This is a genomic window from Pseudomonas sp. ERMR1:02, assembly GCF_002277815.1.
Lineage (GTDB): Bacteria > Pseudomonadota > Gammaproteobacteria > Pseudomonadales > Pseudomonadaceae > Aquipseudomonas.
The window spans coordinates 69,270-92,548 of record NZ_NKJI01000002.1; the positions used below are offsets into that span (position 1 = coordinate 69,270).

The 23,279-nt window shown below is 60.5% G+C and carries 17 protein-coding genes, 8 pseudogenes and 2 riboswitches; of the genes and pseudogenes, 19 read left to right on the forward strand and 6 right to left on the reverse strand.

Annotated features, from left to right (window positions below; translation table 11 throughout):
• Positions 1-48: 48 nt before the first annotated feature.
• Positions 49-632 (forward strand): annotated as a pseudogene (gene nfuA, locus CES87_RS03905) (Fe-S biogenesis protein NfuA).
• A gap of 159 nt (positions 633-791) precedes the next feature.
• Here nfuA and cobM read toward each other — a convergent pair.
• From cobM to CES87_RS03925, 4 genes and pseudogenes are all read right to left on the reverse strand, one after another.
• Positions 792-1,538 (reverse strand): precorrin-4 C(11)-methyltransferase, encoded by a 747-nt coding sequence (gene cobM, locus CES87_RS03910; RefSeq protein ID WP_128605046.1) that lies wholly within the window; start codon positions 1,536-1,538, stop codon positions 792-794.
• An 83-nt stretch (positions 1,539-1,621) separates the two neighbouring features.
• Positions 1,622-2,034 (reverse strand): annotated as a pseudogene (locus CES87_RS03915) (cobalamin biosynthesis protein).
• A pseudogene (locus CES87_RS03920) lies at positions 2,031-2,734 on the reverse strand (CbtA family protein). The pseudogenes CES87_RS03915 and CES87_RS03920 overlap by 4 nt, the downstream one beginning before the upstream one ends.
• An 11-nt stretch (positions 2,735-2,745) precedes the next feature.
• A complete protein-coding gene (locus CES87_RS03925; protein ID WP_128605047.1) occupies positions 2,746-2,937 on the reverse strand; it encodes a CbtB-domain containing protein in 192 nt (63 codons plus the stop codon).
• A 122-nt stretch (positions 2,938-3,059) separates the two neighbouring features.
• A riboswitch (cobalamin riboswitch) is annotated at positions 3,060-3,285 on the reverse strand.
• A gap of 142 nt (positions 3,286-3,427) precedes the next feature.
• A riboswitch (cobalamin riboswitch) is annotated at positions 3,428-3,640 on the forward strand.
• A gap of 98 nt (positions 3,641-3,738) precedes the next feature.
• Between CES87_RS03925 and cobW the strand changes: the two genes are divergently transcribed.
• From cobW to CES87_RS03945, 6 genes and pseudogenes are all read left to right on the forward strand, one after another.
• The gene (gene cobW, locus CES87_RS03930) at positions 3,739-4,806 is read left to right on the forward strand and encodes a cobalamin biosynthesis protein CobW (protein ID WP_128605048.1); all 1,068 of its coding nucleotides are present in this window, start codon (positions 3,739-3,741) and stop codon (positions 4,804-4,806) included.
• A gap of 3 nt (positions 4,807-4,809) precedes the next feature.
• The gene (locus CES87_RS32835) at positions 4,810-5,187 is read left to right on the forward strand and encodes a hypothetical protein (protein WP_371858173.1); all 378 of its coding nucleotides are present in this window, start codon (positions 4,810-4,812) and stop codon (positions 5,185-5,187) included.
• 55 nt (positions 5,188-5,242) lie between these two features.
• Positions 5,243-7,347, forward strand: a pseudogene (locus CES87_RS32840) (cobaltochelatase subunit CobN).
• Positions 7,341-8,669, forward strand: a pseudogene (locus tag CES87_RS32845) (cobaltochelatase subunit CobN); the annotation flags it as partial. The pseudogenes CES87_RS32840 and CES87_RS32845, both read left to right, overlap by 7 nt.
• A 175-nt stretch (positions 8,670-8,844) precedes the next feature.
• On the forward strand, positions 8,845-9,843 hold the full coding sequence (locus tag CES87_RS03940) for an ATP-binding protein (RefSeq protein WP_128605049.1): 999 nt from the start codon (positions 8,845-8,847) through the stop codon (positions 9,841-9,843).
• A gap of 53 nt (positions 9,844-9,896) precedes the next feature.
• The gene (locus CES87_RS03945) at positions 9,897-10,508 is read left to right on the forward strand and encodes a VWA domain-containing protein (protein WP_371858177.1); all 612 of its coding nucleotides are present in this window, start codon (positions 9,897-9,899) and stop codon (positions 10,506-10,508) included.
• Positions 10,509-10,680: 172 nt separating this feature from the next.
• Here CES87_RS03945 and CES87_RS03950 read toward each other — a convergent pair whose 3' ends face one another.
• The gene (locus CES87_RS03950) at positions 10,681-12,246 is read right to left on the reverse strand and encodes an MFS transporter (RefSeq protein WP_128605051.1); all 1,566 of its coding nucleotides are present in this window, start codon (positions 12,244-12,246) and stop codon (positions 10,681-10,683) included.
• 103 nt (positions 12,247-12,349) lie between these two features.
• On the opposite strand from CES87_RS03950, the pseudogene CES87_RS03955 reads away from it, so the two are divergent.
• From CES87_RS03955 to CES87_RS04010, 12 genes and pseudogenes are all read left to right on the forward strand, one after another.
• A pseudogene (locus tag CES87_RS03955) lies at positions 12,350-13,215 on the forward strand (LysR family transcriptional regulator).
• Between the two features lie 357 nt (positions 13,216-13,572).
• Positions 13,573-15,132 carry a TerC family protein gene (locus CES87_RS03960; RefSeq protein WP_128605052.1) on the forward strand — a complete coding sequence of 520 codons (1,560 nt, stop codon included), beginning with the start codon at positions 13,573-13,575 and terminating at the stop codon, positions 15,130-15,132.
• Positions 15,133-15,493: 361 nt separating this feature from the next.
• Complete coding sequence (locus CES87_RS03965) at positions 15,494-15,742, forward strand: type II toxin-antitoxin system Phd/YefM family antitoxin (protein ID WP_128605053.1); 249 nt, start codon at positions 15,494-15,496, stop codon at positions 15,740-15,742.
• Positions 15,732-16,013 (forward strand): type II toxin-antitoxin system RelE/ParE family toxin, encoded by a 282-nt coding sequence (locus CES87_RS03970; RefSeq protein ID WP_128605054.1) that lies wholly within the window; start codon positions 15,732-15,734, stop codon positions 16,011-16,013. The genes CES87_RS03965 and CES87_RS03970 overlap by 11 nt, the downstream gene beginning before the upstream one ends.
• A 267-nt stretch (positions 16,014-16,280) precedes the next feature.
• Positions 16,281-17,129: a transporter substrate-binding domain-containing protein gene (locus CES87_RS03975; protein ID WP_128605055.1), complete on the forward strand. Its 849-nt coding sequence runs from the start codon at positions 16,281-16,283 to the stop codon at positions 17,127-17,129.
• Between the two features lie 51 nt (positions 17,130-17,180).
• Complete coding sequence (locus tag CES87_RS03980; RefSeq protein ID WP_007941741.1) at positions 17,181-17,843, forward strand: amino acid ABC transporter permease; 663 nt, start codon at positions 17,181-17,183, stop codon at positions 17,841-17,843.
• Positions 17,844-17,851: 8 nt separating this feature from the next.
• Positions 17,852-18,513 (forward strand): annotated as a pseudogene (locus CES87_RS03985) (amino acid ABC transporter permease).
• Positions 18,510-19,302 (forward strand): annotated as a pseudogene (locus CES87_RS03990) (amino acid ABC transporter ATP-binding protein). The pseudogenes CES87_RS03985 and CES87_RS03990 overlap by 4 nt, the downstream one beginning before the upstream one ends.
• A 29-nt stretch (positions 19,303-19,331) precedes the next feature.
• Positions 19,332-19,721, forward strand: a complete 390-nt coding sequence (locus CES87_RS03995) for a RidA family protein (protein WP_128605057.1) — start codon at positions 19,332-19,334, stop codon at positions 19,719-19,721.
• 144 nt (positions 19,722-19,865) lie between these two features.
• Positions 19,866-20,630 (forward strand): IclR family transcriptional regulator, encoded by a 765-nt coding sequence (locus CES87_RS04000; protein ID WP_128605359.1) that lies wholly within the window; start codon positions 19,866-19,868, stop codon positions 20,628-20,630.
• A gap of 39 nt (positions 20,631-20,669) precedes the next feature.
• Positions 20,670-21,887, forward strand: coding sequence for an amino acid deaminase (locus CES87_RS04005; RefSeq protein ID WP_128605058.1), 1,218 nt, complete (start codon positions 20,670-20,672; stop codon positions 21,885-21,887).
• 154 nt (positions 21,888-22,041) lie between these two features.
• Positions 22,042-22,977, forward strand: coding sequence for a sugar kinase (locus CES87_RS04010; RefSeq protein ID WP_128605059.1), 936 nt, complete (start codon positions 22,042-22,044; stop codon positions 22,975-22,977).
• 26 nt (positions 22,978-23,003) lie between these two features.
• Here the strand turns inward: CES87_RS04010 and CES87_RS04015 are convergent, their stop codons facing one another.
• Positions 23,004-23,279: a peptidylprolyl isomerase gene (locus tag CES87_RS04015; protein WP_007898282.1), complete on the reverse strand. Its 276-nt coding sequence runs from the start codon at positions 23,277-23,279 to the stop codon at positions 23,004-23,006.

Genomic DNA, 23,279 nt, shown 5'->3' on the forward strand with positions numbered 1-23,279 from the left:
CGGCGCGATGATTGGCGTAAACTGCGCCCAAGCCTGCGAGGAGTTTCCATGACCGCTATTACCATCACCGACGCCGCCCACGATTATCTGGCTGATCTGCTCTCCAAGCAGAACACCCGGGCATTGGCATCCGCGTCTTTATTACCCAGCCCGGCACCCAGTACGCCGAAACCTGTATTGCATACTGCAAACCGGGCGAAGAAAAACCCGAAGACACTGCGCTGGGGCTCAAAAGCTTCACCGCTTATATCGATCATTTCAGCGAAGCCTTCCTGGATGATGCGGTCGTCGACTACGCCACCGACCGCATGGGCGGCCAGCTGACCATCAAGGCGCCAAACGCCAAAGTACCGATGGTCAACGCCGACAGTCCGGTCAACGAGCGCATCAACTACTACCTGCAAACCGAGATCAACCCGGGGCTGGCCAGCCACGGCGGTCAGGTCAGCCTGATCGATGTGGTCGAGGACGGCATTGCTGTTCTGCAGTTCGGCGGCGGTTGCCAGGGCTGCGGCCAGGCAGACGTCACCTTGAAGGAAGGCATCGAGCGCACCTTGCTCGAGCGCATCCCCGAGCTCAAGGGTGTCCGTGACGTCACTGACCACACGCAGAAAGAAAACGCCTATTACTAAGGCGTTCGCTGCGAACATAAAAAACGGCGCCCCGTGAGCGCCGTTTTTTTATGCATGAAATTCACTGGCCCCTTCGCGAGCAAGCCCGCTCCCACATTTGAACGCGTTCTCATGTTGAATGCGGTCGAATGTGGGAGCGGGCTTGCTCGCGAAGAGGGCCTATGGGCGATACAAATGCGCATGCCCTGCGCGATACAGCGACGACTCGCTGAAATGATCACTCCCCAACACACGCCCCACCAGTATCAGCGCCGTACGCCGAAACCCTTTGGCCGCAACCTTCCCGGCAATATCCTCAAGCGTTCCCACAACCCAATCCTGATCCGGCCATGTCGCACGATGAATCACCGCAATCGGGCAATCCGCGCCGTAATGCGGCAGCAGTTCGGCAAGGATTTTCTCCAAGTGGCTGACCCCCAAATGGATCGCCATGGTCGCCCCGTGCTGCGCCAGGCTGCCCAGTTCTTCCCCGGCCGGCATGGCGGTTTTATCGGCATAGCGGGTCAGGATCACGCTTTGTGAAACGTCCGGCAACGTCAGTTCCGCGCCCAGAAGTGCAGCGCAGGCGGCGGTGGCGGTCACGCCGGGGATGATTTCAAACGCAATGTCGAGTTCACGCAGGTGGCGTATCTGTTCGCCGATGGCGCCATACAGGCTCGGATCGCCGGAGTGCACGCGAGCCACGTCCTGACCATTGGCATGGGCGGTCTTGATCAGCGCGATAATCTGTTCCAGGTGCAGTTCGGCGCTGTTGACCACCTGTTCGGCGCTGTGGCCTTCCAGTATCGCGGCGGGCACCAGCGAACCGGCATAAATGATTACAGGACAGCTACGAATCAGTCGCTGGCCCTTGACGGTGATCAATTCGGGATCGCCGGGACCGGCACCAATGAAGTAGACGGTCATCGTCGGTTCCTATGGGGAAAAGGAGTCAGGCAAGGCTTCAGATGAAGGCTGCTCATGATCGAATGCGGGGATTATCGGGGATTTCAAGCAGCGCTGGCCAACGCCAAAGTCGCTTGGGCATATTTTTGTCGCCGAATCAGCAGTTTCGCCGGTGCCTTGGCCAATTCTTCGGCCAAGGCCAGGGCGGCACTTTCTGCCACGCCGTAGCAGCCGGTGCGTTCGAACGCGATCTGCGAATGGTGGCTGAGCTGCGCTTGATAAGTAGCCAGCTGCTGGCTGCTGTAATACATCATCTTTAGACCAAGCTGCTCGGCCAATTCGATCAGGGCAGGTTCGTCGCGCTTCAAATCGATGCTGGCCAGGGCCTTGATCTGATGAAGTTCGATCTGATGAGCCTGTAACGCTTGGTCGAGCAGGGCTCGCAACGTGCTGACGGGCAGCCGCGCTGGCAGCCCAGGCCGACCACCAGGGTCGGCGCTGTGCTGGCATCAGTCATGCGTGGTATTGGCCATCGCTTTTGCGGCGGAACAGCCAGGCGCTGATCAGGCCCAGGGCCAGCCAGAACGCGACGTTGGTCAGCTGCGAAGCGATTTTGAACTGAGCTTCCAATGCCTCGGGAGCGAGCATCGAATGCACTTCCGGTTGCGGTGCGCCAATCACATGAGGCACGGCAAGGATCGCCACGCCAAGAACCTTCATCAGCCAGTGGCGACTGAACACAATCAGCGCGATACCGACAGCAGTAGAGGCTGCGGTGCCGATCCACCAGAGCTGCCGTTGCGCCAGATCGGCAGCAGCGGTGCCCGGCAACTCGGGCGGCAGACCGAGGGTCGGTGCCAGTACGAAGGTCGCGTAACCGGCCAGACCCCAGAGCAGGCCCTGGGAAGTCTTGGTCGGCGCGCGCAGGGTGTAGAGACCGGCGAGCATCAGGGCGAAGCCCACGGCCACCACCAGATTGCCGCCAGTGGTCGACAGCACGCGCTGCCAGCCGTCTTCCGGCTCCCAGGCTTGCGCATCGTGGGTGTGAGCGGCGACGCCAGCGGCATGCTCATGAACTTCAACGGCCGCAGGTTCGGCTTTTTCGTAGGTCTCGGCTTGCAAAATCAGTGGGGCGACCCAGAAGCTTGCAAGAGAGTCAACAGCAGGGCGGCCAGCAACCCGGTGAAACCTGCGGTTTGCGCAATACGCTTGATCATGTCGACAGGTCTCAATGGCACGGGAACGCGGAGCTGTGACGGGTGTCGTGAGCGGCGTTGTGCACCGCTTCGATATGCGAGAAACCGGCGAAGTACACAAGGCTGGCGCCGAGGATCGACGCGCAAACGGCGGCGGTGATGCGTTGGGCAAGGGTGGAAGTCGTGCTGGAGGCTGTATGGCTGGTGCTGCTGATGATCGACATGGCGTTTCCCTCTGTTCTGTCAGCGGGGGAATCAAAAGCGCATGCAAGATCCTGCGCACGACCGGGCACGCAAAGATTCGAACAGCGCCCGCCCACCGCGGGTTTGTCATTGAGTGATGTTTTGCTCACTTGGTGTTGCGGGCCGGTCTCCGGGCTCACGAGGGGCGCTGGCTTTCGCCTGCGCCAGCAAGCATCACCTTCCCATGCCGTATGGCACAGTGGATTTGACACTTCGCTCGCTTACCGTTGCGGGGGCAGCACCGGACTGACATGGCTTTAGAGTAAAGCACATGATTCACCGGTTTCCCGTTTCACCCTGTGAAGGGCACCCGTAACAAGATGCGTAGGAGAGCATGGGTGGGGGTTGGGCGTCAATTGGCAGGGGTTCTCAACTCCAGACCGAGGTGATTTCTTCGCGGGCAAGCCTCGCTCCTACAGCGAAGGCGTCCTGTCGGCGGCCACAAGACATTGACCCGCCCCAATACGATGCGTAGCCTTGCGCTTTCGAGGTTCTTCGGCGTTTGTCGAAGCTAAGAAGGGAACGCGGTCGATGCCGCGGCTGCCCCCGCAACTGTGAACGGTGATGTTCGCTGCCACGCCACTGCACGCTCATGTCCTGAGCCCGCGGGAAGGCGCAGCAAACGCCAGTCAAGTGATTGGCACACCGTCAGCCAGGAGACCTGCCTCGATACAGATTCTCACTACAACCGGGCGGGGTGATCCGGTGGCGAACGCTTCCGGCGCGTATGCGCGTTGCCGGTTCTCGTCCCGTATGCCCGCCACCTTGCCAAAGGGCATCCGATGAAAACACTGGCCAAACTCCCCGTCACCATCGTTACCGGCTTCCTCGGCTCGGGCAAAACCACCTTGCTGCGGCACATGCTCGACAACGCCCAGGGCCGCCGCATCGCGGTGATCGTCAACGAGTTCGGCGAGCTGGGCATCGACGGTGAAATCCTCAAACAATGTTCCATCGGATGCACCGAAGAAGAAGCCAACGGTCGCGTCTATGAACTGGCCAATGGTTGCCTGTGCTGCACCGTTCAGGAAGAGTTCTTCCCGGTGATGCGCGAACTGGTCGCCCGTCGCGGCGATCTTGACCACATCCTCATCGAAACTTCGGGCCTGGCCCTGCCCAAGCCGTTGGTGCAAGCCTTCCAGTGGCCGGAAATTCGTAGTGCCTGCACCGTTGATGCGGTCATCACCGTGGTCGATAGCCCGGCCGTCGCCGCCGGCACTTTCGCCGCGTTCCCGGACAAGGTCGACGCCATGCGCAAACTCGACCCGAACCTGGACCACGAATCGCCGCTGCACGAATTGTTCGCCGACCAACTGGCGAGCGCCGACCTGGTGATCCTCAACAAGGCCGACCTGATCAACCCTGAAGACCTGGCCCGTGTGCGCCTGGAAGTCGCCGAAGAATTGCCGCCCGCAGTCAAAGTCATCGAAGCCAGCAACGGTCGTGTACCGTTGGACGTGCTGATCGGCCTGGGTGCCGGTTCCGAAGAACACATCGATGGTCGTCACAGCCATCACGATCACCACCACGAAGGTGACGATCATGATGACCATGACCACGACGCCTTCGATTCCATTTCCATCGAGCTGCCGCAAGCTGACGAAAGCCTGCTGCTGGACGCGCTGACCCAACTGGTGGTCAAGCACGGCATCCTGCGCGTAAAAGGCTTCGCCGCGATCCCGAACAAGCCGATGCGCCTGCTGATCCAGGGCGTGGGCACGCGTTTCGACAAGCACTTCGACCGCCAGTGGGGCGCCGATGAAGCGCGCACCACGCGTCTGGTGTTGATCGGCCAGGAGCTGGACGCCACTGCCCTCGAAGCGCAATTGCGCGCCGCGCTCAGCGTGTAAGCCATGCACCTGCTCAGGACCCAGCCCGGCGGTTTCGTGTCGGATGACAACATTGCCGACCTTGGCCAAACCCCCGCCGAGCTGGTGATCCTGTGCAGCGGCGACTCCAGCCTGGCGCTGCTCGCTGAAGCGGCTCAGCAGCTGCCTGACGACTACCCGAGCGTGCGCCTGGCCAATCCGATGCAGGTGCAGAATCACGCTTCGGTCGACCTGTACGTCGACGAAGTGCTACGCCACGCCAAGGTCATTCTGATTTCGCTGCACGGTGGCATCGCCTATTGGCGCTACGGCGTCGAGCGCCTGGTCGAGCTGTCGCAGCGCGGGGTGCAACTGATCCTGGTGCCGGGGACGACCGTCCGGACCCGGAACTCAGCGACCTGAGCACCGTCCCCCGGAAGACCGCGACCGGCTCTGGCACTTTCTACGTCAGGGTGGCATGGCCAATGCGCTGGACCTGTTTCGCTGTCTGGCCAATCGCTGGCTGGGTCGCGACTACAGTTGGGCTGAGCCACAAACGCTGCCGCGCACGGCGATCTATCACCCGAAAAATAGCCCCGCGACACTGAATGACTGGCAAGCCGAATGGCAGCCCGATCAACCGGTAGCGGCGGTGCTGTTTTACCGCTCGCATTTGCAGGCGGCGAACACTGGTTTCATTGATGTTTTCTGCCAGCGTTTGCAGGCAGCGGGGTTGAACCCGTTGCCGATTGCGCTGGCCAGTTTGAAAGAGCCCGGCTGCCTCTCGGTGGTCGAGGACTGGCTGGATGAAGTCGAAGCTTCGGTGATTCTCAATACCACTGGGTTCGCGCAATCCAGTCCCGAAGCGCCGCATTTGCGGCCGTTTCGCCGCAATATCCCGGTGATTCAGGCGATTTGCGCCCAAGACAACGAACCGGGTTGGCGCGCCAGCGAGCAGGGCCTCGGGCCCGTGACCTGGCGATGCACATCGCACTGCCGGAACTGGACGGGCGGATCATCAGCCGGCCGATCAGCTTCAAGGATCTGGCCTGGCGTAGCGAGCGCAGTCAGTCCGATGTGGTCTGCTACCGACCACAACCCGAGCGCATGGATTTTGTCGCCGAACTGGCGCGGCGCTGGATCGATCTGGCGCGCCTGCCCAACGCTGAAAAACGCGTTGCCTTGATTCTCGCCAACTACCCGACCCGTGATGGTCGCATCGGCAACGGCGTGGGCCTCGACACCCCGGCGGCTGCGTTGAACATCCTGCGTGCGCTTCATCAAGAAGGTTATCCGCTGCCGGCTGAGTTACCAGATACCGGCACTGCACTGATCCAGCAGTTGCTCGGCGGCGTCAGCAACGATCTTGACACCCTCGACCAACGTCCATGCCAGCAAAGCCTGGCAATGAACGATTACCTGACGATGTTCAACGCACTGCCCGAAGCCAACCGCACGGCTGTACTGGAACGTTGGGGCACGCCTGACAGCGACCCGATGTGCCGAGGCGGGCGGATGATGATCGCCGGTTTGCGTTTCGGCCTGACCTTCGTCGGCATTCAACCGGCGCGGGGCTATCAGGTCGATCCGAGCGCGGTCTATCACGACCCGGACCTGGTGCCGCCCCACGCCTATCTCGCGTTTTACTTCTGGTTGCGCAACACCTACGGTGCCCACGGCGTGATCCACGTCGGCAAGCACGGCAACCTCGAGTGGCTGCCGGGCAAAGGCGTCGGCTTGTCGGAGAATTGCTGGCCGGACGCACTGCTCGGGCCGTTGCCGAACATCTACCCGTTCATCGTCAACGATCCGGGCGAGGGCGCCCAGGCCAAACGCCGTACTCAGGCGGTGATCATCGACCACTTGATGCCGCCGCTGACCCGTGCCGAAACCTACGGTCCTCTGCGCAACCTCGAACTGTTGGCCGACGAGTACTACGAAGCGCAACTGCTCGATCCGCGTCGCGCCCGGGAATTGCAGCGCGACATCCTGCAATTGGTGCGTGACACGCACATCGACCGCGAACTGCAACTGGACGAAAAACTCGACAGCGACGCCGATGCGGCGATCTGGCTGCCACGTCTGGACACGTATCTGTGTGACTTGAAAGAGTCGCAAATCCGCGACGGCCTGCATGTGTTCGGCGAGTCACCGGTCGGGCGCTTGCGCATCGATACCTTGCTCGCGCTGTTGCGCATTCCTCGTGGTGACGGGCGTGGGGCGCAGTCGAGTCTGTTGCGGGCGTTGGCCAGGGCGTTCGAACTGGGATTTGATCCACTGGACTGTGCATTGGCCGAGCCCTGGACCGGACCTCGGCCGGACGCATTGCAAGCGATCAGCGATGAACTCTGGCGCACCACAGGCGATACCCGCGAACGTCTCGAGCTGTTCGCCACACAACTGATCTCGCAGGCATTGATTGACCCATCCCAAACCAAACCTGATCCTGTAGGAGCCGGCTTGCTGGCGATGGTGTGTCAGTTGCATTGCTGTCGACTGACACTCCATCGCCAGCAAGCCGGCTCCTACAGGGGAGCGGTTGGTCTGAGGTGCAGGCCATCATCGACAACCTGCGCGAAGTAATCGCGCCAAGGCTCGACGCCTGCGGCCCGGCAGAAATGCGCGGTCTGCTCGATGCCCTCGGCGGTCGTTTTGTCCCGGCCGGCCCCAGCGGCGCCCCAAGTCGCGGACGCCTGGACGTGCTGCCGACCGGGCGCAATTTCTATTCGGTGGACGTGCGCAACCTGCCAACCACCACGGCATGGCGCATCGGTTTCCAGTCGGCCAACCTTATTCTTGAGCGCCACCTGCAAGACCACGGCGACCATTTGCGTCAGCTCGGGCTGTCGGTGTGGGGCACGGCGACCATGCGCACCGGCGGGGATGACATCGCCCAGGCCATGGCGTTGATGGGCGTGCGCCCCGTGTGGGCCACGGGCAGTCAACGGGTCGATGACTTTGAAATTCTGCCGCTGAGCCTGCTGGACCGTCCGCGGGTGGACGTCACGTTACGGGTGTCAGGCTTCTTCCGCGATGCCTTCGCCAATCTGATCCGCCTGTTCGACGCCGCTGTACAGGCAGTCGCTGCGCTGGATGAGCCGGACGATCTCAACCCGCTGGCGGCCAAGGTGCGCGCCGAACGTGAAGCGTTGCTGCGATCGGGGCTCGATGAAGACGCCGCGCGGCGTCAGGCCGGTTGGCGCATTTTCGGCGCCAAACCCGGCGCCTATGGTGCGGGTGTGCAGGGCGCCATCGACGGTCACCTGTGGCAGAGCCGCGAAGATCTGGCCGAGGTTTATCTGAACTGGGGCGGTTACGCCTATGGCGGTTCCGACGAAGGCACCGTCGCCCGTGATCAGTTCGCCCAGCGTCTGAGCCAGGTTCAAGCCGTGCTGCAAAACCAGGACAACCGTGAGCACGACCTGCTCGATTCCAATGACTATTACCAGTTCCAGGGCGGTATGCTGGCCGCCGTCGAAAGCCTCAGTGGCGAAGTGGCAGCCAGTTATCACGGCGATCACAGTCAGCCGGACCTACCGAAAATCCGCACGCTGAAGGAAGAACTGAATCGGGTGATCCGCTCCCGGGCGGCCAATCCGAAGTGGCTCGAAGGCGTCAAACGTCACGGCTATAAAGGTGCGTTCGAAATGGCGGCGACGGTCGACAACCTGTTCGCCTTCGACGCCACCACGCAGTTGATCGACGATCACCAGTACGCGTTGCTGGCCGATGCCTATCTGCTCGACCCAGGCACCCGGGACTTCGTGCGCGAGCACAACCCCCATGCGTTACGCGACATGACCGAGCGCATGCTCGAAGCGCAGCAGCGGGGGATGTGGAAGGAGCCTGGCGAGTATCGCGAGGCGCTGGAAAACCTGTTGCTGGATATAGAAGAAGATACGTAGGCTGGCTCGTTCCCATGCTCTGCGTGGGAATGCCTCAAGGGACGCTCCGCGTTCCGGCCACACCGCCAAGGTAGCGGCTGATATCGAAGGGACGCAGAGCGTCCCGGGCTGCATTCCCACGCAGAGCGTGGAACGATCAATCACAGACACCACCGACCATGACTGAGTAATGAAGATGACCGACACTCCCCATTTCCCCCTCTCCGCCGTGGTCGGCGCCGACGATTTGAAACTCGCGCTGTACTTGACCGCCATTGACCCCAAAATCGGCGGCGTGCTGATCGAAGGACCGCGCGGCATGGCTAAGTCGACCCTGGCCCGAGGCCTGGCAGACCTGCTCGCCAGCGGTCAGTTCGTCACGTTGCCTTTGGGGGCTACCGAAGAACGACTGGTCGGCACCCTCGACCTGGACGCCGCCCTGAGCGAAGGTCGCGCCCAATTTTCCCCCGGCGTGCTGGCCAAGGCTGACGGCGGTGTGCTCTACGTCGATGAAGTCAATCTGCTGCCCGATCACCTGGTCGATCTGCTGCTGGACGTCGCCGCCAGCGGTACCAATCTGGTCGAGCGCGATGGCATTTCCCATCGGCATTCGGCGAAGTTCGTGCTGATCGGAACCATGAACCCGGAAGAGGGCGAGTTGCGTCCGCAACTGCTTGACCGCTTTGGTTTGAACGTCGCGCTCAGCGGTCATACCGCACCCGCCGAGCGCGGGCAGATTATCCGTCGCCGCCTGGATTTCGACAGTGATCCACACGGCTTTTGCACCGAGTGGGAGAGTCAGCAGCAAGCATTGCGCGCGCGTTGCCAAAAGGCACGCAGCGCACTGACGAACATTCCTCTGGATGATGAAGCACTGGCGCAGATCACCGAGCGCTGCTTTGCCGCCGGCGTCGATGGCTTGCGCGCGGATCTGGTCTGGTTGCGCGCGGCTCGCGCCCATGCCGCCTGGCGAGGCGCGGATGCCATTGCCGAGGAAGATATCGACGTGGTCGCAGAGTTTGCCTTGCGACATCGTCGTCGCGAGCAGCCGCCACTGGCGCCACAACAAGGCCAGGCGCCCTCGGTTCAGCATTCCAATCCGAGCGAAGGTCAGGGCCAGTGGGGTGAATTGCCCGCCCAAGCGCTACCGACCGGCACCCGACGTGAAGTGCCGAGCTGGCCAAAAAAGCCCTAGGCATTCGCCCTCGATCTGACGCGGGGGCGAATGCCAGACCTCGCGCCGGACGGCTGGACAACGGCAAGCAGGGCAAACGTCACGCGGTCCGCAACGGATCGATCAATTGGCCTGGCACGTTGCTTAACGGCCGGCCGCGTCGACGCGAAGAACTGTTGTTCCACTTGGGCACCCGTTCGCCCCGTGAGCTGTGGCTGGTAATTGTCGATGCCTCGGCGTCGACCCGTCGCCATCAAGCCTTGAGTGATGCCAAGGGTTTGCTCGCGCAACTGTTCGACGATGCTTACCGTCAACGTGCACGCCTGGCCCTGTTGACCGCCAGCGGTGCCGTGCCGAAGTGGCAGGTGCAAGGATTGAAAGCGTCGAGCGGGTTACGCAACTGGCTCGATGGGCTCGGCGCGGGCGGCGGCACGCCGTTGCTGGCGGCGCTGGGTGAGGCGGGGCAGTGGCTGACTGCACGTCGAAAGCGCTTTCCTGCGGAGCAGCAACGGTTGCTGGTGGTGACCGATGGCCGGTTGAGGGAGTGGTCAGCGTTGCCCGTACTCGAATGTCCGGGGTTGGTTGTAGACATTGAGCGCGGCCCGATTCGTCTTGGGCGCAGCAAAGTTTTGGCTGCGCAGTTGCAGACTGAGTATCGGCATATCGATGAGCTGTTTCCCGGTTAAATTTTCCGTTGCCCTTGCTGGCGCCTTCGCGGGCAAGCCCGCTCCCACAGTGTCATGTGTAGACCACGATATTGAGTACACCCTACATCCCTGTGGGAACGGGCTTGCCCGCGAAAGCGAACTAACAGCTACCAACAATTTTGAGTTACTTACCCATGGGTGATGATGTCATTCAAGCACTAGGGCTGGTGACGGTTGTTGCAGGCCTGTTCGCGCAAGGGACAGGAAGCGGATTGCGCATCAGCGTGCCCACCACCAGCGCAGCCAGCAAGCCTGCCAGTCCCGCGACCCACAGCAACAGACTGAAACCTGCGACAAAGGACTGCCGGGCCAGTGGTTCGACAATCGCCCGTGCCGACTCAGGCAGCAGCCCCATCGCCGCACTCATGTCCCCAGCCACGACCCGCGAAGTGATGCCCTGAGTCTGATCGAGCCATGCGGCGCCGTGGGTCGACAGGTCAGTGTGCAGCTGCTGTTCGGTGTGGCCGGCGAGCAAGGCGCCGTACACACCGATGGCCAGCATCACCGCGCTGAAACGCATGGTAGTGCTCATGCCCGAAGCCATACCGGTACGCTCCCTGGGCACGCAAGCCATGATGTTTTTCTGCGTGTCGCCATTGAGCAATCCGGCGCCGGCACCGGTCACTGCAATCGCCAGGGCGAAGGGCAGATAACCGCCACTGTTGACCGCCCAGGCACTTAGCAGGTTTCCGCTGCCCACCAGTGTCAGTCCGATCGCCATCATGTTCGCCGGGGTCACGCGTCCCGTCAGCCGTGCGCCGATGCGCGGGAAGATCAACATGGTCACGGCAAACGGCAGCATGCCCAACCCGGCAGAAATCGCGGTAAAGCCCAGGCCGTTCTGCAAGTAAAACGGCAGCATTGTCATCATCACCTGGGCGCACGCTGCGTAGGAGAACATGCCGAGCAGGGCGCCGATGAAGCGTGGGTGACGGAACAGTTGCAGGTCGATCATCGGCCGCTGTTGCAGGCGCTCGATCACCACGAACAGCCCCAGCAACAGTGCACCGCCCAGCAGGCGCGCGTAGGTAACGGGATTGTTCCAGCCGATCCGGTTGGCTTCGATCAAGCCCCAGATCAGGCACAACAGGCTGGCGCTGAAAGCGAGGCTGCCCCAGGGATCAAGGCGCGCAGCCTGGGCGTCGCGCGATTCCGGCACTGCACGCCAGACCATGAACATCAGGAACAGACCGACCGGCAGGTTGAGGTAGAAAATCCAGCGCCAACCTACAAATTCGGTGATCAGCCCGCCCAGGGTTGGCGCCGCCGTCATGGCCACGCCCATGCAACCACCCCAGAACGCCCAGGCCTTGGCGCGTTCTACTTCATCGTGAAAGGTGTGGCCGATGGAGGCCAGTGCGGAGGTCAACAGCAGCGCGGCACCAACGCCCTTGATCGCCCGAGCGATATCGAGAAACAGTGCGTTCGGCGCAGCGCCGCAACCCAGCGAGGCCAGGATGAAAATACCCAGCCCCCACATCAGGATTTTCTGCCGGCCAAAGCGGTCGGCCAGGCTTCCGGCAGGCAGCAGCAACGCAGCGAAGGCCAGCATATAGGCACTGACTACCCATTCGATGTCGGCGAAGTTGGCCCCAAGATCGCGGGCGATGCTGGGCAAGGTAACGGCGACGATGTTGGTATCGAGCACGATCAGCGAACATACCGCAGAGGCAGTGAGCAGGGTCTGGCGTGGACTCACCTTGGGTTTGACGGGCATGACAGGCGTTCTCTACTGTGAGGTTGCGTGCAGCTTATCGCTGGCTGACGGTCCCGTTGTTAGGCGCGCACCATCACTTTATTACCTTTGAGCTAACGCCCCGATGGACATTCGCCACTTCCGCTATTTTCTTGCTGTCGCCCGGCATCGCAATTTCACCCGTGCCGCCGAGCAATTGGGTATTGCGCCACCGACATTGACCCGGCAAATCCAGGACATGGAAGCGGAACTGGGCGCGCGCCTGTTTCTGCGCCAGGCGCGGGACGTGAGCCTGACGGAAGCCGGGGCGGCGCTGGTGATCGAGGCCGACGCCACGGTGCGCCAGTTCGAATCGGCCCAGCGCAATGCGCAACGCGCCGGTCGCGGCGATATCGGCCACATCGAACTGGGTTACGTTGCCTCGGCCGTTTATTCCGGGCTGCTGCAAAAACAGGTGCAGGGGTTTGCCGGCGAATACCCGGATATCAGCCTCAACGTGCGGGAAAGCCCAATGGCCAGCCTGCCGAGCATGATCCTCGAGGGGCGCTTCGATCTGGGTTATATCCGCTGCCCCCTGGCCTTGCCCGAAGGCATCGAGGCTGTGCGTCTGATCGATGAAGGCTTTGTCCTGGCGCTGCAGGTGGATTCATGGCTGAACCGTTTGCCAGTGATCACCTCGGTGCATCTGCACAACGAAAACTTCATTCTTCCCGAACAGGTGGTCGGCACTTTGCAAGTCGCCAGTCAGGGTGATTTCGTACCGAAGCTGGGGGCTCAGCCGGGCGGTTTGGTGGCGGTGATTGCCCTGGTATCGCTCGGGCAGGGGTGGCGGTGGTGCCGGAGTCGGTGGTGGGGCATGTGAGTTTGCCGAATGTGGTGTATCGGCAGGTCAAGGATTGCAATGTGTCTTCGTGGTTGGCGCTGGTTCATCGGCGGTTTGAGAAGTCACCGGCGGTGAACAAATACATCGAGCGTGTGAAAAAAAGCTAGAAGCATCCTCCTACAGGGGAATGCATTCCAAGTGTAGGAGTGAGCCTGCTCGCGATGAGGACCTGAAGAACAACCAGATTTTGGACCTGTTACAGATCTTGAAATGATTTCCGGCTGTAGGAATAGTCACTACCACCTGTACGATCCAAGTCCTTTTTTCCTTTCAGGACCTGCATGAACACCCTCACGGAGCCCCCCAGTTATCCTTTCCCCTCGCGCCAACGCGCGGTCTTGATGTACGCGAAACACCCGGTCTTTTGGCTTCCGATACCCCATGACATTGCAGTTTCACGGCCTCTGCGCCGCGCCTTGCCGTGCCCGGCATTCTGAATTCACTGAAGAGATCGAGACGTTTTTATGGAATGGTTAGCCGACCCCACCGCGTGGCTGGGCTTGTTGACGTTGATTGTGCTGGAACTGGTGCTGGGCATCGACAACCTGGTGTTTATCGCCATCCTCGCGGACAAGCTGCCGCCGGAGCAGCGTGACCGTGCGCGAATCATCGGTTTGTCCCTTGCGTTGTTGATGCGCCTTGGCCTGCTGGCGAGTATTTCCTGGCTGGTGACCCTGACCCAACCGCTGTTCGAGGTGTTCGACAAGAGCTTTTCCGGGCGTGATCTGATCATGCTGTTCGGCGGTGTGTTCCTGTTGTTCAAGGCCACCATGGAGTTGCACGAACGGCTTGAAGGGCATGTTGGTGAACGTTCATCCAATACGGCCTACGCGCTGTTCTGGCCCATCGTGGCGCAGATCGTGGTGCTCGATGCGGTGTTCTCCCTCGACGCGGTGATTACCGCCGTGGGCATGGTCGATGAGTTGGCGGTGATGATGATCGCGGTGATCATTTCCATCGGCCTGATGATCGTTGCCAGCAAACCGCTGACCCGATTCGTCAACGCGCACCCTACGGTGATCATGCTGTGTCTGGGCTTCTTGATGATGATCGGCTTTGCGCTGACCGCCGAAGGCCTGGGTTTCCACATTCCGAAGGGCTATCTGTATGCGGCCATCGGTTTCTCGATCCTGATCGAAGTGTTCAACCAGATCGCCCGGGCACGGCGCAAACGCTCGATGCAAGGCCTGCGACCGATGCGCGAGCGTACTGCCCATGCGGTGATGCGCTTGCTCGGCGGGCGCAAACTGGCGGTGGAAGAGGTCGGTGAAGAGATTGCCGACATGCTCGACAACGGCGAAGCGCCGAACGAAGAACTGTTCGATCGTCGTGAACGGGTGATGATCAGCGGCGTGCTGCAACTGGCCGAGCGGCCGATCCGCAGCTTGATGACCGTGCGCGCCGACGTCGATCACATCGACCTGGCTGAAGACGCCGAGGCGATTCGTACGCGGTTGATGCATTCGTCCTACTCGCGTCTGCCGCTGATCCGCGACGGCGCGGTGGATGAACCGTTGGGTTTCGTACACAAGAAGGAGTTGCTTAAGGAATTCCTCGCCGGCAACCAGCCCGATCTTGCCCATCTGGCGCGCCAGACCATCAACCTGCTGGAAAGCTATTCGATCCTCAACGCCCTGGAGCAGATGCGCAAGGCCTCGACGCATATCGCGTTTGTGGTCAATGAATTCGGCGATTTCGTCGGCGTGTTGACGATGACCGACATCCTCGAATCGATTGCCGGCGAGCTGCCCGACGCCAGCGAAATCGAAGGTCCGGACGTGGTCGAGGATAAGGGCGGGTTCGTGGTCAGCGGCGCATTGAACCTGGCGCGGGTGCGTCAGCGCACCGGGTTTGCCGCAGAACCGACTGACGACTATCAAACCCTGGCCGGGTTGGTGGTGAGCCTGCTGGATCGGCTGCCGATGATCGGCGACAGTCATGAATGGGATGGCTGGCGGGTAACGGTGATGTCGGTTGAAGAGCGACGGGTGACGCGGGTGTTCCTGGCGCGAATCGGCGGGTAATTCTTCGCCGAGGCTGATGACCCCATCGCGAGCAGGCTCACTCCCACATTGGAATGCATTTCCCTGTGGGAGCGAGCTCGCTCGCGATGACGGCTTGAAGAACTGATGCCATGTTTCGCCTTAGAAACCAGCCTTGGATCCGCTGTTCCAACATGAATTTTCCTACAGAAATTCGGACAGAACTCACCCGATTGCAGGACATACCCGATAGAAAACACGGAAATTGAGAAGCGAGAGAACTGATACCGCTTGCACGTCTAAAAAGTTCTTGGTCACGACTCCCATGTCAAAAGCGATAATGTCAGATGCGCTTCAGAGTGCTATTTTTAGCACCTCTAAAAGCACTCTAAGGAACAACTTCATGCCACATATCGTGCTTTCGCATGTTGTAGCGAGTATCTCGGAACTTAAAAAAAACCCGATGGGTACAGTTGCTGCGGGTCGAGGGTTGTCCGTTGCGATCCTCAATCGCAACGAGCCCGCGTTCTATTGCGTCCCGGCCAAAGAATATGAAGCGATGATGAGCCGACTGGAAGATTTAGAGTTGCTTGCCCTTTGTAAAGAACGAGAAAACGACCCGACCATAAAGGTTTCGATTGATGACCTATGAGTTGGAGTTTTCTGAAAAGGCCTGGAAGGAATGGGGGAAGCTTGGAGTAAATCCAAGAGAGCAATTCAAAAAGAAACTTCAGGAGCGACTTGTCAATCCACATGTACCGGGAGACCGGCTCAGCGGGCTCGGCAATGCGTACAAGATCAAGTTGCGCAGTGCGGGATATCGATTGGTTTATCGAGTAGTGGATGAGGTGCTGGTCGTGACTGTCATAGCCGTTGGAAAAAGAGAGCGGGGTGATGTTTATAAAGACGCAGGCGCTCGCTAAGTCTTCGTAATGTGACATGTACGTTTGCGGAACACGTACGCCCCATTTGTGAACCAGATACCCGCCATCCGTAGCCAAAGGTAGCGCTTCAAAAGCGTGCCCGTCGTAACACTCTTCGCGCATTTACACGCATCCATCTGATTCAAAACACTTTTCAATCCCCCCTACATTCCCTCCACATCCTGTGGCACACTTTCTGCTGTCTGTTCCGTTGTTACATACTAAGATCCGGTATAGCGGAATAAACATCATCCTGGAGTGCTTGCCATGCATCGCCGACCATCCTTGTTCAAAGCGTGTTTTTTTCTGTTCGCAGCCTCTGCTGCTGTCATGGGTATGGCCCAGGCGGCGGACAGTAAGCTCGATAGCGTTCTGGCCCGCGGTAAACTGATTGTGGGCACCGGCAGCACCAATGCGCCGTGGCACTTCCAGGGCGCTGATGGCAAGTTGCAGGGCTTTGATATCGATATCGGGCACATGATTGCCAAGGGCCTGTTCAACGATCCGGACAAGGTCGAGTACGTGGTTCAGTCGTCCGATGCGCGGATTCCAAACCTGCTGACCGACAAGGTCGACATCAGTTGCCAGTTCATTACCGTGACCGCCAGTCGTGCCCAGCAAGTGGCGTTCACGTTGCCCTACTACCGCGAGGGTGTCGGCCTGCTGTTGCCAACGAACAGCAAGTACAAGGAAATCGATGACATGCAGGCTGCCGGCGACAAGGTTACGGTGGCCGTTCTGCAAAACGTGTATGCCGAAGAACTGGTGCACCAGGCACTCCCCAAAGCCAAGGTTGACCAGTACGACAGCGTTGATTTGATGTATCAGGCGGTGAACTCCGGTCGCGCCGACGCGGCGGCCACCGACCAGTCTTCGGTGAAATACCTGATGGTGCAGAACGCTGGCCGCTACCGTAGCCCGGCCTACGCCTGGAGCCCGCAAACCTACGCCTGCGCAGTCAAGCGCGGCGATCAGGACTGGCTGAACTTCGTCAACACCACCCTGCATGAAGCCATGACCGGCGTTGAGTTCCCGACTTACGCGGCGTCGTTCAAAAAGTGGTTTGGTGTCGATCTGCCGTCGCCCGCGATTGGCTTCCCTGTCGAATTCAAATGATCCCGTGAGAGTGGGGCGGTTATGAATCGCCCACTCAAGGTACTGCCGACCATGAACTATCAGTTGAACTTTGCCGCCGTGTGGCGCGATTTCGACACCTTGCTGGCGGGGCTCGGTCTGGGCCTCGAACTTGCGCTGGTGTCGATCGCCATCGGCTGCGTGATCGGCCTGCTGATGGCGTTTGCTTTGTTGTCGAAGCACCGCGCATTGCGGGTGCTGGCATCGGTGTATGTCACGGTGATCCGTAACACGCCGATTCTGGTGTTGATTCTGTTGATCTACTTTGCTTTGCCGAGCTTAGGGATCCGACTGGACAAGATTCCCTCGTTCATCATCACGCTGTCGCTGTATGCCGGGGCCTATCTGACCGAAGTGTTTCGCGGGGGGCTGCTGAGCATTCCCAAGGGGCAACGTGAGGCCGGTTTGGCGATTGGTTTGGGCGAGTGGCAGGTCAAGGCCTACGTCACCGTGCCGGTGATGCTGCGCAATGTACTGCCGGCCTTGTCGAACAACTTCATCTCGCTGTTCAAGGACACTTCCCTGGCGGCGGCGATCGCCGTACCGGAGCTGACCTATTACGCGCGCAAGATCAATGTCGAGAGCTACCGGGTGATTGAAACCTGGCTGGTGACCACAGCGCTCTATGTTGCGGCCTGTTACCTCATTGCCATGATGCTGCGATACCTCGAGCAGCGTCTGGCGATCCGTCGATAGGAGGCCCCATGTACGAATCCCCCAGTTGGTTGCATGAGTTGTGGGTGGCGCGGGAAGTATTGTGGCAAGGCTTTCTGACCAGTGTTCAGGCCTCGGCCCTGGCGATTCTGTTCGGCACGGTGCTTGGCGTTTTCGCCGGACTGGTGCTGACCTACGGCAAGTTCTGGATGCGCGCGCCGTTTCGTTTTTACGTCGATGTGATTCGCGGCACGCCGGTGTTTGTGCTGGTGCTGGCGTGCTTCTACATGGCGCCGGCGCTGGGCTGGCAGATCAGCGCGTTCCAGGCCGGTGCCTTGGGGCTGACGCTGTTTTGCGGCTCCCACGTTGCCGAGATCGTGCGTGGTGCCTTGCAGGCACTCCCGCGCGGGCAGATGGAAGCGGGCAAGGCCATCGGCCTGACGTTTTACCAGTCCTTGGGCTATGTGCTGTTGCCTCAGGCAATGCGGCAAATTTGCCGACCTGGGTCAACTCGTCCACCGAGATCGTCAAGGCTTCGACGCTGTTGTCGGTGATCGGCGTGGCCGAGCTGCTGCTCAGCACTCAGCAGATCATCGCGCGGACCTTCATGACCCTGGAGTTTTACCTGTTCGCCGGTTTTCTGTTCTTTGTCATCAACTACGGCATCGAATTACTCGGCCGGCACATTGAAAAGCGGGTGGCCTTGCCATGACTCAGTCTCAAATCAATCCACAAAACGGCCAACCCCTGCTGGACATTCGCGGCCTGCACAAACGTTACGACCAGCTCGAAGTGCTCAAGGGTGTCGACCTGAGCATGCAGCGCGGCAACGTCGTGACGCTGATCGGTTCCAGCGGTTCGGGCAAGACCACGCTGCTGCGCTGCGTGAACATGCTTGAAGAGTTTCAGGGCGGGCAGATCCTGCTCGATGGCGAATCCATCGGTTACGACGAGGTCAACGGCAAACGCGTGCGTCACGGGGAAAAAGTCATCGCCCGCCATCGCGCCATGACCGGCATGGCGTTCCAGCAGTTCAACCTGTTCCCGCACCTAACCGCGTTGCAGAACGTCACCCTGGGTTTGCTCAAGGTGAAAAAGCTGCACAAGGATGAGGCGGTGGCCCTGGCAGAAAAATGGTTGGAGCGAGTCGGTCTGCTGGAGCGTCGCGATCACTACCCTGGCCAGTTGTCCGGCGGCCAGCAGCAGCGCGTGGCGATTGCCCGGGCTATTGCGATGAACCCGAGCCTGATGCTGTTCGACGAAGTCACTTCGGCACTGGACCCGGAGCTGGTTAGCGAAGTGCTCAATGTGATCAAGGGCCTGGCTGACGACGGCATGACCATGCTGCTGGTGACCCACGAAATGCGCTTTGCCTTCGAAGTCTCGGACAAGATCGTTTTCATGAATCAGGGCGCATCGAAGAGCAGGGCCACCCAAGGAGCTGTTCGAGCGTCCGCAATCGCCACGACTGGCGGAGTTTCTCAAAAGCACACGTTTTTGATCCTTTAATTTTCATCAGGAGAAATACCCATGAGCATTACTCGTTACGGCACCGGCAGCACCGCCGCTGGCGGCCAACCGCGTCCTTTCGCCCGCGCCGTTGAAGCCGATGGCTGGCTGCACGTCTCCGGCCAGGTGCCGGCGGTGGATGGCGAGATCATTGTGGGCGGTATCGTCGAGCAGACTCACCAGACCATGAAGAATCTGATCGCGATTCTAGAAGAGGCCGGCTATGGCCTCGAAGATGTGGTGCGTGCTGGCGTGTGGCTGGACGATCCGCGGGATTTCTCGAGTTTCAACAAGGTCTTTTCCGAGTACTTCAAACCCGAACACGCCCCGGCGCGGGCCTGCGTGCAGGCGAACATGATGGTCGACTGCAAGGTCGAGATCGACTGCATCGCGTACAAGAAAAAGGCCTGAGATTTGCGGTGAATTCTTCGCGGGCAAGCCTCGCTCCTACAGGATCCCACCGTCTGTGGGAGCGGGCTTGCCCGCGAAGGCGGCCTAACGGTCACCGCAGCACTCTGGGTAAACTCCCCGGCGAATTGAATGGGAACCACTGACATGACCGAAGACACCATCAAGCGCCGGGCCCGCGGTCTGGACCGGGCGTTCGATATCCTCGATTTCCTCAAGGAGATCGGCCAGCCCCTGCGCCCGAACGATATCGCCAGCGGCATCGGCAGCCCCAAATCCACGGTTTATGAACTGGTGGCTTCGCTGCTGGAACGACGGATTCTGGAACCGGTCGGCAAGGACGGCCACGTGTACCTCGGTCGTCAGCTGTACTTTCTCGGCCAGGCGCATTTGCGTCATTTCGACCTGACGCGCGAGGCCGATCACGCCTTGCAGGAGATCGTCAGCCAGACCCATGAAACCGCGCAAATGTGTCTGCTCAACGGGCGCAAATACACCGTAGCGCTGATGAAAGAGGGCGAGCGGCACTTTCGCATTTCCTCGGACATCGGCGAGAACGCGCCGATCCCCTGGACCGCGTCCGGGCGCCTGTTGCTGTCGCACCTGAGCGATCAGGCAATCATCGACCTGATCGACCACGACGACTTTATCCTGCCCAGCGGCGAACGCCTGCCACTGGAGCAGTTCCTGAAGGAAATCCGTCAGGCCGGCATCGACGGCTTTTTCTCGTTCGATAGCGTTGCCGACACCTTTACCCATTGCTTCGCTGCCCCGGTCAAAGACCCGAACGGTGTGGCCATTTGCACCCTATGCATTGTCGCCCCGCGCGCGGATGCCAAGACTCATTACAACGACTACCGCCGTGTACTGATCGACAGTGCGAACAGCCTGGCCCGTCGCATCAACGAATAACAGCGGCTGCCTGCAGCCGCGTATGTGAGGAGTTCGACCATGTCTTCTGCCCCCAATACTGCCGCCGTGGAAAAGGGCTTTGCCCACACCGGTGCCAATCTGGTTCGCGACGTCAGCCTGCCGGCACTGGTTCTCCATCGTCAGGCGCTGGAGCACAACATTCGCTGGATGCAGGACTTCGTCAGCAACAGCGGCGCGCAACTGGCGCCCCACGGCAAAACCAGCATGACCCCGGCACTGTTCCGTCGGCAACTGGACGCCGGTGCCTGGGGCATTACCCTGGCCAGCGCCACGCAAACCCGCGCGGCCTATGCCCACGGTGTGCGCCGGGTGCTGATGGCCAACCAACTGGTCGGCACGCCGAACATGGCATTGATCGCCGACCTGCTGGCTGACTCGACGTTCGACTTCTATTGCATGGTCGATCACCCGGACAACGTGGCGGATCTGGGAGCCTACTTCGCCTCACGCGGCGTGCGCTTGAACGTGATGATCGAATACGGTGTGGTCGGTGGTCGCTGCGGTTGCCGCAGCGAACAGGAAGTCCTTGATTTGGCCAACGCCATCGCCGCGCAACCGGCACTGGCCCTGACCGGCATCGAGGGCTATGAAGGGGTGATCCACGGTGATCACGCCGTCAGCGGTATTCGCGCGTTCGCAGGTTCGCTGGTTCGCCTGGCGGTGCAGTTGCAGAACAGCGGCGCGTTCGCCATCGCGAAACCGATCATCACCGCTTCCGGCTCGGCCTGGTATGACTTGATCGCCGAGGAGTTCGAGGCGCAGAACGCCGCCGGGCGTTTCCTCAGCGTGCTGCGTCCTGGCAGTTATGTTGCCCACGACCATGGCATCTACAAAGAAGCGCAATGCTGCGTACTCGACCGTCGCAGCGATCTGAATGAAGGGTTGCGTCCGGCACTGGAAGTCTGGGCTCACGTACAGTCGTTGCCCGAGCCAGGCTTCGCGGTGATCGCCCTGGGTAAACGCGACGTAGCCTACGACGCCGGCTTGCCAGTGCCGTTGCTGCGTTACAAGGCTGGGGTGGTGCCGGCCAAGGGTGATGATGTCAGTGCCTGCAAGGTAACGGCGGTGATGGACCAGCATGCGTTCATGACCGTGGCGCCTGGGGTTGAATTGCGCGTGGGCGATATCATTTCTTTCGGCACATCGCACCCGTGCCTGACGTTCGACAAGTGGCGTACGGGGTGTCTGGTGGATGAGCAGTTGAACGTCATCGAGAACATGGAAACCTGTTTCTAAGGTTCAAGACCGTAGCGCGGCCTTCGCGGGCAAGCCTCGCTCCTACAGGTTTTGTGTCGTGCCGGACACGCGCATACGACGATGAACCTGTAGGAGCGAGGCTCGCCCGCGAAGGCGTCCGCACAGACAACAAAGAAACACCAGAGACCACAGCATGAACACCATCAACACCTTGGGCCCCAACACCCCACGCATCGCCCTGATCGGCGAATGCATGATCGAGTTGCAGCATCGCGCCGACGGCAGTCTGCAACAGAGCTTCGGCGGCGACACCTTGAACACCGCGGTCTACCTGTCCCGTGAACTGGGCGCTGCCGGCACCGTGGATTACGTCACCGCCCTGGGCGATGACATTTTCAGCGATGCCATGTGCCAGAGCTGGGCCGCCGAGAACATCGGCCTGGACATGGTCCAGCGCTTGCCCGGTCGTTTGCCGGGGCTGTATTGCATTCAGACCGACGCCGCCGGCGAACGACGATTTCTCTACTGGCGCAACGAAGCCGCGGTGCGCGACTGCTTCACCACCCCGGCTGCCGCGCCGATCCTGGCTGCGCTGCCGGATTACGACGTGCTGTATTTCAGCGGCATCACCCTGGCGGTGCTGGGCGTGCAAGGTCGGGAAAAATTGCTGGAAACCCTGATCGAGGCACGGCAGCGCGATGCGCGGATTGTCTTCGACAACAACTACCGGCCACGTCTGTGGGGCTCAGTCGAGGACGCGCGGGCCGCCTATCGCAGCGTGCTGCCCTATGTCGACCTGGCGCTTTTGACCGTCGATGACGAACAGGCATTGTTCCATTTTTCCGATTGCGCAGCGGTGTTTGCCGCTTACGAGCAGATCGGCACGCCTGAAGTGGTGCTCAAGCGCGGCGCCGAGGCCTGTCTGATTCGTTGTGACGGCGAGTCATTCGAAGTGCCGGCGCAGAAGGTCGAGCGGGTGGTGGACACCACGGCGGCGGGGGATTCGTTCAGCGCGGCTTATCTGGCCAGTCGGCTCAAGGGTGGCAGCCCGGTGGAGGCTGCCGAGGCGGGGCATCGGTTGGCGAGTCGGGTGATTCAGGTGCCCGGAGCACTGATTCCCAAAGCTTGAAGTGCAGTCCCTGTAGGAATGCGTGATCAATCCCGGTAGAACACCTGCACCAGGTGATACCCGAACTTGCTCTTGATCGGACCGTGCACCACCCGCAACGGTTTTTTGAAAATCACTGCATCGATCACCCCGACCATCTGCCCCGGCCGCACTTCACCCAGATCGCCGCCACGCTTGCCGGACGGGCAGGTGGAGTACTTCTTGGCCAGCACGTCGAAGGCTTCACCCTTGGCGATGCGTTGTTTGAGCTGCTCGGCTTCTTCCGAGGTTTTCACCAGAATATGGCGGGCTTGAGCTTTCAT